This window comes from Brevibacillus sp. TJ4, from assembly GCF_044627595.2.
In the GTDB taxonomy this organism is placed as follows: Bacteria; Bacillota; Bacilli; order Brevibacillales; family Brevibacillaceae; genus Brevibacillus.
Map to the genome: position 1 here is coordinate 581,434 of NZ_CP185865.1, position 16,828 is coordinate 598,261.

The 16,828-nt window shown below is 56.7% G+C and carries 14 protein-coding genes; 13 read left to right on the top strand and 1 reads right to left on the bottom strand.

The annotated features are described in order from the left end of the window. Window positions 1–26: 26 nt before the first annotated feature. The 9 genes from ACAF76_RS02675 to ACAF76_RS02715 all read left to right on the top strand — a co-directional run bounded on the left by ACAF76_RS02675 (window position 27) and on the right by ACAF76_RS02715 (window position 11,699). Window positions 27–1,010 carry an AAA family ATPase gene (locus ACAF76_RS02675; RefSeq protein ID WP_400162508.1) on the top strand — a complete coding sequence of 328 codons (984 nt, stop codon included), beginning with the start codon at window positions 27–29 and terminating at the stop codon, window positions 1,008–1,010. After that, window positions 1,007–1,891 carry a DUF58 domain-containing protein gene (locus ACAF76_RS02680; RefSeq protein WP_400162509.1) on the top strand — a complete coding sequence of 295 codons (885 nt, stop codon included), beginning with the start codon at window positions 1,007–1,009 and terminating at the stop codon, window positions 1,889–1,891. Before ACAF76_RS02675 ends, ACAF76_RS02680 begins: the two co-directional genes overlap by 4 nt. Before the next feature lie 17 nt (window positions 1,892–1,908). Continuing rightward, window positions 1,909–3,768 (top strand): VWA domain-containing protein, encoded by a 1,860-nt coding sequence (locus ACAF76_RS02685; RefSeq protein WP_400162510.1) that lies wholly within the window; start codon window positions 1,909–1,911, stop codon window positions 3,766–3,768. Then, window positions 3,758–6,598, top strand: coding sequence for a VWA domain-containing protein (locus ACAF76_RS02690; RefSeq protein ID WP_400162511.1), 2,841 nt, complete (start codon window positions 3,758–3,760; stop codon window positions 6,596–6,598). Before ACAF76_RS02685 ends, ACAF76_RS02690 begins: the two co-directional genes overlap by 11 nt. 136 nt (window positions 6,599–6,734) lie before the next feature. Beyond that, a complete protein-coding gene (locus ACAF76_RS02695) occupies window positions 6,735–8,063 on the top strand; it encodes a hypothetical protein (protein ID WP_400162656.1) in 1,329 nt (442 codons plus the stop codon). 223 nt (window positions 8,064–8,286) lie between these two features. After that, window positions 8,287–9,477: a M20 family metallopeptidase gene (locus tag ACAF76_RS02700; protein ID WP_400162512.1), complete on the top strand. Its 1,191-nt coding sequence runs from the start codon at window positions 8,287–8,289 to the stop codon at window positions 9,475–9,477. A gap of 90 nt (window positions 9,478–9,567) precedes the next feature. Beyond that, a complete protein-coding gene (locus ACAF76_RS02705) occupies window positions 9,568–10,206 on the top strand; it encodes a SurA N-terminal domain-containing protein (protein ID WP_400162513.1) in 639 nt (212 codons plus the stop codon). 125 nt (window positions 10,207–10,331) lie between these two features. Then, window positions 10,332–10,682: a DUF2512 family protein gene (locus ACAF76_RS02710; RefSeq protein WP_400162514.1), complete on the top strand. Its 351-nt coding sequence runs from the start codon at window positions 10,332–10,334 to the stop codon at window positions 10,680–10,682. A 75-nt stretch (window positions 10,683–10,757) separates the two neighbouring features. Then, window positions 10,758–11,699, top strand: a complete 942-nt coding sequence (locus tag ACAF76_RS02715; protein ID WP_400162515.1) for a multidrug resistance efflux transporter family protein — start codon at window positions 10,758–10,760, stop codon at window positions 11,697–11,699. Between the two features lie 4 nt (window positions 11,700–11,703). Here the strand turns inward: ACAF76_RS02715 and ACAF76_RS02720 are convergent, their stop codons facing one another. Next, the gene (locus ACAF76_RS02720; RefSeq protein ID WP_400162516.1) at window positions 11,704–12,546 is read right to left on the bottom strand and encodes an SDR family oxidoreductase; all 843 of its coding nucleotides are present in this window, start codon (window positions 12,544–12,546) and stop codon (window positions 11,704–11,706) included. A 337-nt stretch (window positions 12,547–12,883) separates the two neighbouring features. On the opposite strand from ACAF76_RS02720, the gene coxB reads away from it, so the two are divergent. The 4 genes from coxB to ACAF76_RS02740 are packed head-to-tail and all read left to right on the top strand — an operon-like array spanning window position 12,884 to window position 16,755. Beyond that, window positions 12,884–13,906, top strand: coding sequence for a cytochrome c oxidase subunit II (coxB, locus tag ACAF76_RS02725; protein WP_400162517.1), 1,023 nt, complete (start codon window positions 12,884–12,886; stop codon window positions 13,904–13,906). 57 nt (window positions 13,907–13,963) lie between these two features. Beyond that, on the top strand, window positions 13,964–15,808 hold the full coding sequence (gene ctaD / locus ACAF76_RS02730; protein WP_400162518.1) for a cytochrome c oxidase subunit I: 1,845 nt from the start codon (window positions 13,964–13,966) through the stop codon (window positions 15,806–15,808). Beyond that, entirely contained in the window at window positions 15,808–16,434 is a 627-nt protein-coding gene (locus ACAF76_RS02735; RefSeq protein ID WP_400162519.1) for a cytochrome (ubi)quinol oxidase subunit III, read from the top strand. The genes ctaD and ACAF76_RS02735 overlap by 1 nt, the downstream gene beginning before the upstream one ends. A gap of 3 nt (window positions 16,435–16,437) precedes the next feature. Beyond that, entirely contained in the window at window positions 16,438–16,755 is a 318-nt protein-coding gene (locus tag ACAF76_RS02740; RefSeq protein WP_400162520.1) for a cytochrome C oxidase subunit IV family protein, read from the top strand. Window positions 16,756–16,828 lie beyond the last annotated feature (73 nt).

Here is a 16,828-nt window from a genome sequence, read left to right on the forward strand (position 1 = left end):
GTACACAGAGAACGGGGGAGTGAGGGATGACACAACAAGCATCGACAGACAGCCAGCAGCAGGTGGAGCGCGTCAGGCAGGAAATCGCCAAGGTTCTGGTAGGGCAAAAGGAAGTGGTGGAACAACTGCTGTGGGCGGTGTTTGCCGGAGGACACGCCTTGCTTGAGGGGGTGCCGGGTCTGGGGAAAACACTGCTCGTGCGCACCTTGTCTCAGGCTTTTGAGCTCTCCTTTCAGCGCATCCAGTTTACGCCGGATCTGATGCCCACCGACATCACGGGAACGAATATTTTGCGCGTCGACGAAACCGGTCAGCAGTCGTTCCAGTTTCAGCCCGGTCCGATTTTTGCCCATGTCGTGCTGGCTGACGAGATCAACCGGGCTACGCCCAAGACGCAAAGCGCACTGCTGGAAGCGATGCAGGAGCGGACCGTATCTGCCGGTGGTGCGACCCGGCCGCTGCCGGAGCCGTTTTTCGTTCTCGCCACGCAAAACCCGCTGGAGCAGGAAGGGACGTATCCGTTGCCGGAAGCGCAGATGGACCGGTTTTTGCTGAAAATCGAGGTGCCGTTTCCCAGCGAGGAAGAGCTGAAGGCGATCGTCATGCGGACAGCAGGGGGGCATACGAGCGAGGTCGAGAAAGTCGCCTCGGGCAGCGAGATTGCAAAAATCCAGCAGGCAGCCCGGGAGATTCTCGTCGCTGATGCTGTCCTCGACTACGCAGTAAAACTGCTGTTGGCGACACATCCCGGCGAGCAGGCGGTGCCTTCGGTCAGACAGTATGTGCGAAGCGGGGCCGGACCTCGCGGAGTTCAGGCGATCGTGGCGCTGGCCAAGGTGCGCGCCTTGCTGGCCGGACGCTACAATCTGGCGTATGAGGACGTGGATGCAGTCGCGCTGCCGGCTCTTCGCCACCGGATTTTCCTCAATTTTGAAGCGGAGGCGAACGGGATTCGCCCGGATCAGATCGTGCGCGACATCCTGGAAAGCGTGAGGGATCAGAAGCGATGAGCAGCGATCATTTGCTGGACCCGTCCTGGCTTGCCAGACTGGAGCGCATGCAGGTCGCCAGCAGGCGGGCGGCGAGCGGCAGCCAGGCGGGAAAAAGACGGGCCAGGCAGTTGGGCAGCTCGATGGAGTTCGCTGATTACCGCGCCTACGTGCCGGGTGACGACTTGCGCCAACTGGACTGGAATGCGTACGCGCGCTCCGGCAAACTTTTTTTGAAAAAGTATTTGGATGAAACCGAACTGCACGTATCGCTGTACCTCGATTGCAGCCGTTCCATGAGCTATGGACAGCCGAGCAAAATGTCGCTCGCGGCAAAGATCGCGGCTGCTCTTGGGTACCTCTCTTTATGCCATCTCGACCACGTCTCGGTGTACGCGTTTGACCGCCAGATCGTCGGTTCGCTGCGAGGTTTGCAAGGAAAAGGGCAGTCGCTGCGCCTGCTTCCCTTTTTGGCGGGGTTGCAGCCGGGCGGTGCGGGAGATTTCGAACAGGCGGTCCGTTCCCCGGGAGCGGTGCAGGGAAGACCCGGCATCTCCATCGTGCTGTCGGATTTTTTGTTCGACGGTGGATACGAGCGGGCTGTCTCCTACTTGCAAGCGGCAAGACAGGATGTCACGCTGGTGCAGATTTTATCACGGGAAGAACTGGCGCCTGATTACCAGGGGGAGCTGCGGCTGATCGACTCGGAGACGGCACAGGCAAAAGAAGTGTCAGTAACAGGGGCTTTGCTCGCGGATTACCAGAACAGCGTGCAGGAGTATCAGCGGCAGTTGGCGAGCTTTGCCTATGGTCGTGGAATTTCCTATGTAGCCGTGCAGCCGGAGCAGCCTTTAGAAACGATCCTGTTTTCCGTCTTGAGACAAGCAGGCGTGATTCGCTAGAGAAGGGAGAGAGGCATATGCAGTGGATGGCGTTGTCCAACTTGTGGTTCGCACTGATTATCCCGGCTATCGTCATTCTCTATCTTCTCAAGCGAAAAGTAGAGGATCGGCTCGTGCCCAGCACTCTGCTGTGGCAGCGAGCATTGCATCACAGAGAGGCGGTGCGCCCGTGGGAAAAGCTGCGCCGCAATTTGTTGCTGCTGTTGCAACTGCTGGCGGCACTGTTTTTGGTCCTGGCGCTGTTGCGGCTTGCTGTCCCCGTTGACGGGGTAAGCGACGAGCATACCATCCTCGTCATCGAACAATCGGCCAGCATGATGGCCCATGAAGGGGAGACGACGCGTTTTCAGCAAGCAATCCAGACTGCGACGCAGCTCGTGGAACAACTGGGCAGTACGCAGCGGGTGACGCTGATTGAAGCAGGACGCGAACCGCATGTGCGGGTATCGAAAAGCGGCGATCGCCAGGAGCTGCTGCAGGTGCTGCAAACGATGTCGCCGCAAGCGGGCGTGTCCGACACGGCAGCCGCGATGTCACTGGCAGCGGCCATTTCCGCAGAAGAGCCAGGGAGCGGGGTGGTCTGGCTGGGCGATGGGCGGCCGGAAGGTTTGGATATGGCGACGCTGCCTGCGATCAACGGTCCGTTCCGCTTCCAGCAGATGGGCTCGTTTCGCGAAAACACGTCGCTTGCCGTCTTCGTCACGCAACCGACAGACGATGGAATGCAAGGACTGATCCGGCTCGACAACAAGGGGACACAGGCGAGCAGAGGCAGCGCCGTCATTTACGACAGCGAAAACAACGTGCTGGATGCGTCTGCCTTTTTGGTCGATGCGGGCGAATCGCAGACGATCACGTTTTCCTCGCTTCCCGCTTCCCCTGTCTACCGGGCAGTGATCGACCCCGAGCAGGACGGCTTGCAGGAAGACAATGAGCGCTGGAGTGTTCCGTTTACGGCGGGATTGGGGAAAGCCGTACTCGTCTCGCCGGAGGGCAATCGCTTCCTGCACCAGGCTTTGCAGACGGCCGGCAGACTGGAAGTGGAGATTCGGCCAAACGTGCCCGGACCCGACGAGGAAGCGCGTGATTTGTGGGTGTTTGACGGGGTCGTGCCAGATCGCCTGCCGGAAGGAAACGTCCTGCTGATCGCGCCTGACCGGGCGACGGACTGGCTTCCGTACGAGGGCATGCGCGAGCTGAACGATCCGCCGCAGGCCGTCTCGCCGGGGCATCCGCTCCTGTCCTACGTCGACTGGGCGGATGTGCACGTGGCACAGACATCTGTATTGGGCGAGATGACCGGGATGGAAGCGCTGGTCAGGGCGGGCGAGCAAGATTTGGTCCGCGCAGGTACGATTGGCGGCAGGCGTGTCGTCATCGTGGCGTTTGACCTGCACGATTCCGATCTGCCGCTGCGCCCGGCATTTCCGATTTTGATGCAAAACGCATGGAGCTGGCTTGCGCCTGTACAGACGGCGCCGATCGCCTCAGCAACACCGGGAGAGCTTGTGGACATCGCCCTTACTCCGGGTGCAAAAAGCAGGGGGCTGATCGGTCCGGGCGGCGAGCAGCAGGTACTGGAAGCGGAAGGGACCCGCTATCTGTTTCAGGTTCCCGCCAGCCTGGGCCTGTACCGTCTGGAAGAAGAGCTGGATACGGGCGTACAGACGCGCTATTTCGCCGTGCACGTGCATGAGCAGGAGACGACGATTACGCCGCTTTCTTTGTCCGTCGGTACCAGGCAGGGGACGGACGAAGCCGAATCGGGCGAGCAGGGCAGGCTTCCGTCCGGCAGCAGGGACTTGACCGTCTGGCTGGCCGCGCTGGCGCTGCTGATCGTGTTTGCGGAATGGAGGGTGTATCAACGTGGGTATTGATGTACAACAGCCACTCTTCTTCTTGCTTGCCATTCCCGCACTGCTCGTCGTCGTCCATTGGTGGCGGACACAACGGCAGATGCCAACGAGCAGAAAAGCGCTGATCGCTTCCCTGCGGTCTGCTGTTTTTCTGCTGTTGATCCTCGTGTTGGCCGGGGTGCAGTTGTTGTTCCCGGTGCAGGAAAAAACCGTCGTCTTCGTCGTCGACCAGTCGGCCTCGATGAAGGACGATCCGCGTCTCGAAGCGTTTATGCGCGAGGCGGTCAGCCAAAAGCGGCCGAATGACCGCTACGCTGTGGTCGTCGTCGGCTCCACGGCTGCGGTCGATCAGCCGTTTACGATCCGCAATGAAGTGCAGCAGATCGGGGTAGAGGTAAACCGGCATGCCAGCAATCTGGCTGACGGAATTCGCCTGGCTGCCGCAATGGTTCCGAGCAACGCCAGGGGCAAGGTGGTACTGCTGAGCGACGGCATTGAAACCCATGGAGACGCAGGCAAGGAGACCAGGCTCGTCACGGAGCGGGGGATTCCCGTCGAAGCCGTCTCCTTCCAGCAGCCGCAGGGAGACGAGGTGTTGCTCTCGAGTGTCCAGGTACCGCAGCAACTGTACGCGGGCGAGGAGTTTTCCATCCGCGTCGATGTGGAAAGCAGTACCGCGACGCCTGCGACGCTGCGCCTGTACGAAGGCAATCGGGAGGCGGGCAGACTGCAGGTGCAGTTGGACAAGGGCAGAAACCAGTTTCTTTTCTCCGAGACCGCGATGGAGGAAGGCTTTCACCGCTATCGCGTGGAGGTCGAGGCAGTGCGTGATACGGTGCAGGCGAACAACACGGGCTCTGCTTTTACCCAGGTCGCTGGCGTTCCGGCAGTGATGGTCGTCGAAGGAACGCCTGGAGCCGCCGACAACCTGGTGTCCGCTCTGGCGGCCGGGAACATGCGGGTGGAGCCGACCGATCTGGCCCTTTTGCCCAAAGAGCTCGACGGCTACAAGCAGTATGCGGCTATCGTCCTCGCCAACGTCTCGGCTACGCAGATGGCGGAGGCGGATATGGAGCGGATTCGCACGGCTGTCAGGGATTTGGGCATCGGCCTGATTATGACGGGCGGTTCGGAAAGTTTCGGGATGGGCGGCTGGTTTCAGACGCCGATTGAAGAGGCGCTGCCTGTCCATATGGATTTGCGCGGCAAGGAAGAGCTTCCTTCGCTCGGACTGCAACTGGTGATCGACAAGTCCGGCAGCATGAGCGGTGGCGGGATGGGAGTCGACAAAATGGAGCTGGCCAAGGAAGCGGCGATCCGCGCCACAATGATGCTGCAGCCGCAGGATCAGATCGGCGTGATCGCATTCGACGGAACGCCGTGGGAAGTGGTGGCTCCGCAGAATGTCACGGATTTGCCGTCGATACACCAGAGCATCGGCCGGATTGTAGCTGACGGAGGCACCGATATTTACCCGGCCCTGGAGATGGGATACGGCAGGGTCGCCAAGATGAACGCCCAGCGCAAGCATGTGATCTTGCTGACGGACGGCCATTCCGGTCTGGAAGACAATTACGAGGCGCTGCTGCAAAGAATGGTCAACGAATCGGTCACCGTCTCTACCGTTGCCGTAGGAGATGACGCCGACACGCAGTTGATGGAGGCGATCGCGGAATGGGGCAATGGAAGGTACTACCACGCCGAGGATGTCGGATCGCTGCCCACCATTTTCAGCAAGGAGACAGCACTGGCGAGCAGGACCTTCATCGTGGAAAAGCCGCAAATTCCCGAGCGCACTGGTGCGGGGTTGTGGCCGGCACTGCGCGAGAGCATTCCGCCGCTGCGCGCCTACGTGGCGACGACGCCCAAACAGACGGCCGAAGTATCGCTGGTCAGTGCGGATGACGACCCGATTTTGGCGAGATGGCAGTACGGCTTGGGCCGGGCAGTAGCCTGGACGAGCGACCTGGAAGGAAAATGGGCGCCTGACTGGGTGAGCTGGGGCGGGATGAGCCGCCTGTGGAATGAGATTATCGCCTGGTCGCTGCCGCAGATCGAGTCGGGTACGTGGAAGACGCAGACGAGCGTGGACAATGGCAAAGGAAAAGTGACCGTGACCGTGCCGACGGGAGTGAACATGCCTCAGGAGCTGGACGCGACGGTCGTAAACCAGCAGATGGAACGGGAGTTGATCCGCTTGAAGCCGATTGCGCCCGGCGTCTGGGAAGGAGAATTCCCCGCCGCAGAACCGGGCAGCTACCTGATCCAGATCACGGAAAAAGCGAATGGCCAGGTCATTGCCGGTCAAACGACAGGGCTGACGGTCGCCTACTCGCCGGAGTACGCGATGCCAAAAGACGGCGAGCAAGTGCTGAAAAGCTGGCTGGAAGCGGGCGAAGGCGCATTGCTGACAGCGCCTGCCGAAGTATTTTCCCGCGAGTTGCCGCCGAAATGGGAGACGCAGCCGATCGGAGAATGGTTGTTGATGCTGGCTGCCTTGCTCTGGCCGCTTGACGTAGCTGCCCGCCGTCTGCAGCTTCCGGAGCGCTGGTGGACCCGCTTTATGCCGGGCAAACAAAGAGCGCGACAAAGCGAAGCCAGATCCGATCAGCAGTCTGTGCTTGCGAAATTGCAGCAAAAACGAGGAAGCCAGCAGCCGTCTTTTGTCGAGCGCGAGCGGCTCGATCCGCTCCGGCAGGCGGAAACGGCGACGACGCGGACACAGACTGCCGCATCCGGGAAGAAAAGCAGCCAGGCAGAGCAGGTCGAAAAACAGCCGGAACCGCAAGAACAAGCGGATGAGACGCTCAACCGTCTCCTGGCGGCAAAGAAGCGCAAAAACCGACCGTAGCAGTTGAAAGCGAGGGGGAGAGATCCCCCTCGTTTGCTGTTTGCAGGGCAATGTTTCTGCGATGGTTGCCGGCGTATTTTTTTGATAGGATGGTAGGAAAAGGCGTGGCACGGACAGAGAGGGGCAAACTTCTATGCTGTATAAGGTTGGGGTAGTAGGACCGCAGCCTTCGGTCGAACGAATCATCGGGGTAGCGCAGGAATACCGCCATAGCCTGGTATGTCTCCCTTATCCGTACGAGGATACGGAAGAGGCAGAGAGCATCATCCGTGAGCACGACGATGAAGTGGATGTATGGCTGTTTTCCGGGCAGATCCCGTATATGATCGCCAGGCGAACATGCGCTTCCGACGAGCGGCTCATCTATATCCCGCACACCGGTTCCAGCCTGTACAAATGCTTCCTGCACATGGCGTACTACCAAAACAAGCTGTTGAACCGCATTTCCATCGACATGGTGTACTCCGAAGATGTGGAGGAAGCGCTGGCCGAACTGGGAATCCCCACCCAGGACATCTATCTGAAGTCGTATCACGATTACATGAATACGGACGAGCTGATCCAGTTCCATCTCCAGCTTTGGCAGGAGGGCAAGACCGAGGCGGCGTTTACCAGCTATCAGGCTACGTATCACGCCCTGCGGGAACAGGGGATTCCCGTCTACTGGATTTCACCGACGAAGATGGTCATCCGGCAAACGCTCGGGCTGATTTTGGAAAAGGTAAAGACCTCGTATTTCAAAGTGATGCAGACCGGAATCGTCATCGTGGAAATCGAGAATTTCGACAAGGTCATCGAAAAGGCGAAAACCCCCTACCACCTGCAATACCTGGAGCTGAAATTGAAAGAGACGCTGCTCAGGCTTTGCCAGAAGCTGGACGGGTCGCTGCAGGAAAAAGGCAACGGGCGCTATCTGATTTTCAGCTCGCGCGGGGCGATCGAGCGGGAAGTCCCGATGCTGCGCAAAACAGTGCAGCATATGTCGCTGGAAGCGGATGTGCCGGTGGCGGTCGGCATCGGTTTCGGAGAGACGGTCTTCTCGGCGGAAATCAACGGACGGCGAGCAGTACAGCACGCCAAGGAAAAGCGGGAGCGGGGCATCGTCATCGTGCAGGAGGACGGCTTGATGGTGGAGTCGGCAGGCGAAGAAGAGGAGCTGGCATACTCCTATCGCTCCGATGACCCAGAATTGCTCGAGCAGTTGAAGCAGGCAAATGTCAGCGCCAAAACGTATCACAAAATCGAAGCGCTGATTCACCGCATGGGCTGGAAAACCTTCTCCAGTTCGGATCTTTCCACCCATCTGGCAATGACAGATCGCAATGCCCGACGCATTATTGCCAGCCTGTGCGAGTGGGGGCTGATGGAGTGCGTCGGCGAAGAACTGCATGCTGTACGGGGAAGGCCGAGCAAAATCTACACGTTGACAAAGAGTGCAAAGAGACGCGGGACAGCACAGAAGTAGTGGGCGAGTGCAGCCGCTCAGCAGGCGAGAGGGGGATTCATCAGCCCGATCGCCTGTTTTTTTGTTCGGGACTATCCATTAAAGGAAATATTCCTTATTTATTCCGAATATAAAAAAGGATACAATGGAGTCAGGAGAAACCGCAGCAACCGGACGCATCATCGGGAGGAATACAACGGTTTCGCAGATGCGCGGATTGTTTGCATACGAGGAGGACATAGACATGACGACAGCGACAGTTAGCCTCAAGGCGGATCAGGCATATATCACCGGGCTGCGCAGGGAGTTTCACCAGTATCCCGAATTGAGCGGACACGAAGAACGTACAGCAAGACGTGTCTGTGAAGAACTGCAAAAACTGGGCATTGCCGAGATCAGAAGAAATATCGCCGGGCATGGCGTGGTGGCGGTCATCGGCAGCGGAGCTGGACCGACAGTCGCGCTGCGTGCGGATATGGACGCGCTGCCGATTGCGGAAAGGACAGGTGTTCCTTTTTCCTCTAAACACGACGGTGTCATGCACGCCTGTGGACATGATTCCCACACGGCAATGCTGCTGGGAGCAGCGAAAATGCTGAAAGAGGCAGAAGCGCAGCTCCCGGGCAAGGTCGTTCTGATTTTTCAGCCGGCTGAGGAAAATGCGCCAATCGGCGGAGCCAAACCGATGATGGAAGCAGGAGCGCTGGACGATCCCCAGCCTGACGCAGTCTTCGGTCTGCACGTCTGGCCCGATCTGCCTGTCGGACAAGTTGGGGTAAAAGCGGGTTATCTCATGGGCGCATCAGATCGCTTCAGCATCCGTATTCAGGGCAAGGGCGGACATGCCAGCATGCCGCACGAGACGATCGACGCCGCTTTGGTCGCGGTGCAAATTGCTCAAGTGCTGCAGACGATTGTCAGCCGCAATGTGAATCCGATGGAAGCCGGAGTCGTGACCATCGGCAAAATCGAAGCGGGCAGCCGCTACAACGTCATTGCCGACGAAGCGTTGATGGAGGGAACGGTTCGCTCCTTTCATCCGGATGTGCGCGCCTTGATCGAAAAGCGTTTTGCCCAGGTCGTCGAGCATGTGGCGCAAAGCATGGGCGCACAGGCAACGATTATGTATCAGCGCGGCTACCCGGTCGTAAACAACGACGAGGGCGCTACAGAAATCGTCCGTTCTGCCGTTACCCGCGTGGCAGGAGAGCAGGCGCTGGCGCCGATTGATCCGGCCCTGACCGCCGAAGATTTCGCCTTTTATCTGGAGCGCTTTCCAGGGGCGTTTTTCTGGCTGGGCTGCGGGTTCGACGACAAGAGCAAAAACTACCCTCTCCACCATCCGCTGTTTCTCGTAGATGAGCGGGTACTGCCGATCGGCGCCGAATTGCTGGCCGAGACCGCGGTGCAATTTCTCGCCCAAAAGCGACGCTAATGTGGAAAAACTGTGGAACCGCTTTTCATTTTCTTGCCGCAACTCCGTGCTATACTAGGATCAGAACAAAAATGAGAGAGGACGTCTGCAGTGAAGAAATTCGATATTTCGCTTCTTTCCGCTTCGATTCTGGTATTGGCGCTTGTTGTACTCGGGGTGTATCAGTCTGCGGTGGAAGAAAAGAAGGACCCCGTTCTGGCAAAGGCGGGAGATACGACGATTACGCAGCAACAGCTTTATCGGGAAATGAAGGATTTGTACGGAAAACAGGTAGCGAGTGAACTGGTAGCCGAAGCGCTGATCCTTCAGGAGGCCAAACAGCAAAATATTTCGGTGCCGTCTGAGGAAATCGCGGCAGAAGTTAGTCGCATGAAGGAGCAGCTTGGCTCGGATCAGGCGTTTCACGATTACTTGGCGACGATCGGTATGGATGAGCAGGAGCTAAGCGACAGACTGAAAACGCTGATGACGCGCGACAAACTGCTGGACAAGTCCTATCCGGTCACGGAGGAGCAGATCCAGGCCTACTACGACCAAAACAAGGACCTGATGGGTTCGCCCGCACCGGAGCTTGCCCAAGTGCGCGAGCAGATTGTGATGATTTTGACGGACACGAACCGCCAGGCGAATGTTGAGCAGTTGTGGACAGACTTGAAAGAAAAGCACCAGGTAGAGTGGTTTGATCCGTCGCTGGCAGACGAGCAGGCAGAGACTGCCGTCCAGCATTGATCCGACCTCGAAACGAGAAAGCGATGACGCGGCTGAATGTACGGCCTGCGCCATCGCTTTTTTCGATTCATTGCGCGCACACTCTCGGGGCATACTGAGAGCACGAGAAAAAGGAGGCGTGGAGGATGAACGGTTTTTGGATCAAGTTAATCGCAACTCTCCTGGTCGTGTTGCTCGCTTACGCATGGTTTCCGGAGGTGCATTTCGCTACTTTCTATCAGGCGATCGGGGTCGGAATCATCCTGGCGCTTGTCGGGCACTGGGTAGACCGGGCGATGCTTGCTCCCGGCAGGCTGTGGATGACGACAGCCGTCGATCTGGTAGTCGGATTTCTCGTGGTGTTCGCCAGCCTGTTTGTGCTGCGCAATGCCCAGGTGACGCCGCTCGGGGCCGGATTTGTCGCCATTTTGTTCGGCGTATCCGAGTATGTACAGCATCGCTGGCACGTTCGCAACCGAAGCGGAGAAGCAGCCTGACCGGCTTTGACAGATCGCCCTGCTCGCGCTATAGTACCTGTAATAATGTGGTAAACGAATAATGGGGGATACGGGATGCAGGCAATCATTTTAGGTATTGTAGCTGCGTTTTTTTTCGCATTTTCTTTTGTATTCAACCGCTCGATGGAACTGGAAGGAGGCAGTTGGCTCTACACAGCTTCGCTGCGCTACCTGTTCATGCTGCCGTTTTTGCTGGCGATTGTGATGCTGCGCGGCCGTCTGCGTTCCCTGTGGCAGGAAATGCGGGCCAATCCGGGGCAATGGTTTGTCTGGAGCATCGTCGGATTCGGTCTGTTCTACGCGCCGCTCAGCTTCGCCGCCGCTTACGGACCTGGCTGGCTGATCGCCGGTACGTGGCAGATCACGATTATCGCTGGCTCCTTGCTCGTCCCTTTTTTCGGTCAGAAAATTCCGTACAAGGGTCTGTCGATGTCTCTTTTGATTCTCGCGGGAGTGGCGCTGATGCAGCTTCAGGAGGCTGGTCAGCTAGGCGCAAAGGAAGCGCTGCTCGGTATTCTTCCGGTGCTGGTGGCAGCCTTTGCCTATCCGCTCGGCAACCGCAAGATGATGGAGCTGACCAAAGGGCGCATCCACGCGTACGAACGCGTCCTCGGCATGACCGTGGCCAGCCTGCCGTTCTGGCTCGTCCTCGGCGGAATCGGCTACGTGATGGAGGGTCCGCCAAGCATGAGCCAGACGCTGCAATCCCTGGTCGTCGCGCTGACTGCCGGGATCGTCGCGACCGTGCTGTTTTTTACGGCGACCGATCTGGCCAAAGGCAACGCCCAGAAGCTGGCGGCCGTGGAAGCGACACAAGCAGGCTCAGTCGTGTTTGCCGTGGCTTTGGAGGCCGTCCTGCTGCAAGCGCCGCTACCGGGCATCTGGTCGAGCCTGGGAGTGCTCCTGGTCATCGTCGGAATGGTGTTGCACAGCTACGTCTCGCGGCAAGCGGCAGCAAGACCTGCTGTGAACAGGCAGGAGAAACACATTTCCTAGTCGATCACGATTTCATCTGCCTGGTGACGAGCGCCTCGATCCACTTCCAGGGAAGCAGGTTCTTCGCTGCGATCGTCCACTTGACGCCGCGGCCGACCGGATAGCGGAGGCGCGGCCTGGCGACGGTGGCTGCATGCACGATCGCTTCGATCACTTCGTCAGGAGCGGGAGCTTTTTCCCGAATGCTCTCCACCCGTGCCCGCAGCCAGTTGTTTTGGGCGGCGTACGGCGAAGCAGAGCGCTCCTGGAACTGCGTCAGCCCCTTGTCCCAGATAGCCGTACGGTACGAGCCTGGCTCGATCAGGACGACATGCACCCCGTACGGTAGCATCTCCAGCCGCAGTGACTCGCTAAAGCCCTCTACTGCATGCTTTGAGGCCGCGTAGGGAGCAAGCCCGGGAAATCCGATCCGTCCGCTGATGCTGCTCATGTTGAGGATGTGGCCGGAGCGCTGGCTGCGCATCGTCGGCAGGACGGCGCGCGTCACTTCGATCAGCCCGAACACGTTTGCTTCAAACAGGCTGCGCCAGTCCTCTGCCGCTACCTCCTCGACGAAGCCGCCACTGGCATAGCCGGCATTGTTCACGAGCAGGTCGATGCGCTTGTGCCGTGCGACGACAGAGGAGACGGTTCGGGCAATGTCTGCCGGGTTCGTCACATCCATCTGCATGATCTCTATATATTGATCAACCATGTGCGCATTTGCGAGTTTGTCAAGTTCCTCTCTTTTTTGCAGATTGCGCATGGATGCTATGACGTAGTAGCCGCTCTTGACAAGTGCGAGAGAAGCGTGCAAGCCAAAGCCGCTGCTGGCTCCCGTAACAAGAGCAATCGGTCTGTCAATCATGGTGAATCTCCTTTCGGCGTAACAGAATCGTGAACTCGGGTGAATGTTCACAAATTTGTTCATAAATTTGTTAACAAAATCATAACAAATAGACTTTGTTAAAAGGTAAATTTATGTATACTTAAATGGGTGCCACGCTGGGTAGAAGGGGTAACATATCCTTTTACTCATTTTGTTTGTTTCTGGAATGGTTGCTAATCTTTTTCCCGATTGGGTATCATAGGGTGTGATAGTAGAGATGCACTGTTACGGGCAAACAAAAGAGTCTGTTTCTCATTCTAGCTCAAAAGACGTGGCTGGAACGTTACCAACACGAAGGAAAGAGGGGTTCATAGGTATGAAGGGTTGGCAACAGTATTGGCGTCAGTTTTTCCTGTTTGGTCTGCTGTCGCTGGCATTAACCGGGTGTGGCATCGAAGAACTGTCTACACTCAAGCCTTCAGGTCCCGTTGCAGCAATGCAGTTTGACTTGATGAAGCTGTCCTTTTCTATCATGATCGGCGTATTTATTGTCGTTATGCTGATCTTTACGTACGTACTTATTCGATATCGTAAACGTCCAGGACAGCAAGGTATTCCAAAACAAGTAGAGGGTAGCCATACGCTGGAAATTCTCTGGACGGTCATTCCGTTCTTGCTGCTGATTGTCATGGCGGTTCCGACGGTGACGACCAACTTTGAACTGAGCAAGGCATATTCTAGTGAGGAAGCGCTTCAAGTACGGGTGACATCGCACCAATACTGGTGGGAGTTCGAGTATCCTGACCTTGGCGTTGCTACTGCGCAGGACCTCGTATTGCCAGTTGGGAAGAAGATTCAGTTCACCACTACCAGTGCTGACGTAAAACACGCATTCTGGATCCCGGCTTTGGGCGGAAAAATCGACACCAACCCGGGCTTGGAGACACCGCTGTGGCTGCAGGCTGACCGGACTGGTATTTTCTACGGCAAGTGCGCGGAGCTCTGTGGAGCCTCCCATGCCTTGATGGACTTCAAGGTAGAGGTGATGGAGCAGGCAGACTTCGACAACTGGATCGCAAAAATGAAAGGCGCTGTGGAAACGGAAACAGTGGGAGCTACTTCCGAGATCGCGAAGCAAGGGGAAGAGCTGTTCAACCAAAGCTGTCTCGGTTGCCACGCAGTGGGAGGCAAAGGCGGAAAACTGGGACCAAACCTGACCAACTTTGCAGACCGCGAGCGTGTAGCAGGGATTCTCGCCCATACGCCGGAGAACGTGGCTGAGTGGCTGAAAGATCCGCAAAAGATCAAACCAGGCAACAACATGCCTAACCTGAACCTGGACGATACACAAGTACAGGCGCTGGTTGAGTACATGGAGACTCTCAGTGTTGAAGACTAATTCGAACAAGCACTATTACTAGCCGTAGGCTGTGAGGCTTAAGAAGGAGGTAAAACCGTGTCTGCACATGCTTCTCACGCACCACAACGAAGCGGGCTGTGGGATTGGCTTACGACCGTTGACCACAAGAAGATCGCGATCCTGTACTTGATTGCGGGTGGCGTATTCTTCCTGGCTGGCGGTATCGAAGCCCTGCTGATTCGTTTGCAATTGATTTACCCGGAGCTTCATGTAGTCGGTGCCAAAACATTTAACGAATTGATTACGATGCACGGTACCACGATGATCTTCCTGGCAGTCATGCCGATTATCTTTGCGCTGATGAACGCGATTGTACCACTGCAAATCGGTGCTCGCGACGTAGCGTTCCCGTTTGTAAACGCACTTGGCTTCTGGCTGTTCTTCTTCGGTGGACTGCTGCTCAACACGAGCTGGTTCCTGGGTGGCGCGCCGGATGCCGGATGGACGTCCTACGCGACACTGTCGCTTAACCAGTACAGCGGAATCGGTGTTGACTTCTACGTGCTCGGCTTGCAAATTGCCGGTCTGGGTACGCTGATCGGTGGTATCAACTTTCTGGTAACGATCATCAACATGCGCGCGCCAGGCATGACCTTCATGCGCATGCCGATGTTTACCTGGTCTGCATTTATTACCTCCGGTTTGATTCTGTTTGCATTCCCGGCGATTACAGTCGGTTTGGTGCTGTTGATGTTCGACCGTCTGTTTGGCGGGAACTTCTTCAACCCGGATGCAGGCGGTAACATTGTCATCTGGGAGCACATCTTCTGGATCTTTGGTCACCCGGAAGTATACATTTTGATCCTTCCAGCTTTCGGTATCATTTCTGACATCGTGAGTACATTTGCCAAAAAGCGTCTGTTCGGATACAGCTCAATGGTATTCGCTACCGCGCTGATCGGCTTCCTGGGCTTCATGGTGTGGGCGCACCACATGTTCACAACAGGTCTCGGGGCTGTAGCCAATACGCTGTTCGGTCTGGCGACAATGCTGATTGCTGTCCCGACCGGGATCAAAATCTTCAACTGGCTGTTTACGCTGTGGGGCGGTCAAATCCGTTTCACGACGGCAAACCTGTTTGCTGTAGGTTTCATTCCGACCTTTACGATCGGTGGTATGACCGGGGTCATGCTGGCCATTCCGGCTGCTGACTACCAATACCACGACACCTACTTCGTCGTAGCGCACTTCCACTACGTCATCGTCGGTGGTCTGGTGTTCGGTCTGTTCGCAGGTCTGTACTACTGGTGGCCGAAAATGTTCGGTAAAATGATGAACGAGACGCTCGGAAAATGGAACTTCTGGACTTTCTTCGTCGGGTTCCACCTGACGTTCTTCCCGCAGCACTTCCTCGGTCTGATGGGGATGCCGCGCCGCGTCTTCACCTATTTGCCAGGCCAAGGTCTGGAGCTGGGGAACTTTATCAGTACAATCGGGGTTTTCGGTATGACGATCGGTACCATTCTGTTCCTCGTGAACTGTGTGGTTACCGCTAACAGCAAGCAAAAAGCTCCTGCTGACCCGTGGGATGCGCGTACCCTGGAGTGGGCAATTCCTTCTCCTCCGCCGGAGTACAACTTCGCACAAACACCGCTGGTTCGCGGTCTGGACGCTTTCTGGGTAGAAAAAATGGCTGGCAACAAGAGCTACATCCCGGCTGAGCCGCTTGGTTCGATCCACATGCCAGGTCCATCGTTCCTGCCGTTCCTGATGTCTGTCGGTCTGTTTATCGCAGGCTACGGCTTCATGTTCCACCACTATGTGACGGTGGTCATCGGTTTGGGAATTACCTTGGGCTGCATGCTGGCACGCTCCCTGAAGGACGATCCGGGGTACCACATTGAACCAGAAGAAATTGAGGAGAAAGGGGTTAAGGCTTAATGGCTACACAACATGCACATGCAGTGCTGCCAGACGAACCGGAAAAAGCCACCCTTGAAGGCAAGAATAAGATTCTCGGCTTCTGGCTCTTCCTCGGCGGCGAAACCGTCCTCTTTGGTACTTTGTTTGCAACCTTTATCGCGCTCCGCGATCAGGCCAATGGCGGCCCGACCGGACAAGAACTGTTTGACATGCCGCTGGTGGCAGCCGCGACCATTTTGCTGCTGACCAGTTCGATGACGAGCGTTATGGCCGTACTCGCGCTGCACAAGAAAAACCTGAAACAACTGCAAGTATGGATGACGATCACCGTAATTCTCGGTCTTGCCTTCCTGGCGCTGGAGATTTACGAGTTTATGCACTACGTCCATATGGGCCATACGATCGCGGCCAGCGCCTTCGGTTCGGCGTTCTACACGCTGGTCGGCTTCCACGGTGGTCACGTGGCGTTCGGGATTTTGTGGATCATTACCGTGCAACTGCAGGCTGTGAAAAAAGGTTTGACCGTTGTAACCGCTCCGAAGTTTTATCTGGCTTGCTTGTACTGGCACTTTATTGACGTAGTATGGGTATTCATCTTTACCGTGGTATACCTCATGGGTATGATCGGTGGAAAGGTGGGGTAATCGATGGGAGCAAGTACTCATAACGAAGAGGTACGCAAGCCCAAGGTGAGCCACGGAGGCCCGAAACGCCACCTGGTAGCCTTCATTGGATCACTTGTGTTGACCGCACTGGCCTTTATCGCTGTGGCTTTCCAGGTTGTTCCGGCAGCATTTACCGTACCGTTTATCGTCGGATTGGCTTTTGTACAGGCGTTTTTCCAACTTTATGTATGGATGCATATGGACCAAAAAGGGCATGAATTCGCGCGGATCAGCATCTTCGCGGGTCTGTTCGTAGTCGTCGTATCCGTGATCGTGTTTGTATTTTGGGTTTGGATCTAAGAATATACTCCAACAACGCAATGGGAGAGGGCAGCTTCAAGGCTGCTCTCTTTTTTATGGTCTTTTCCTGAGC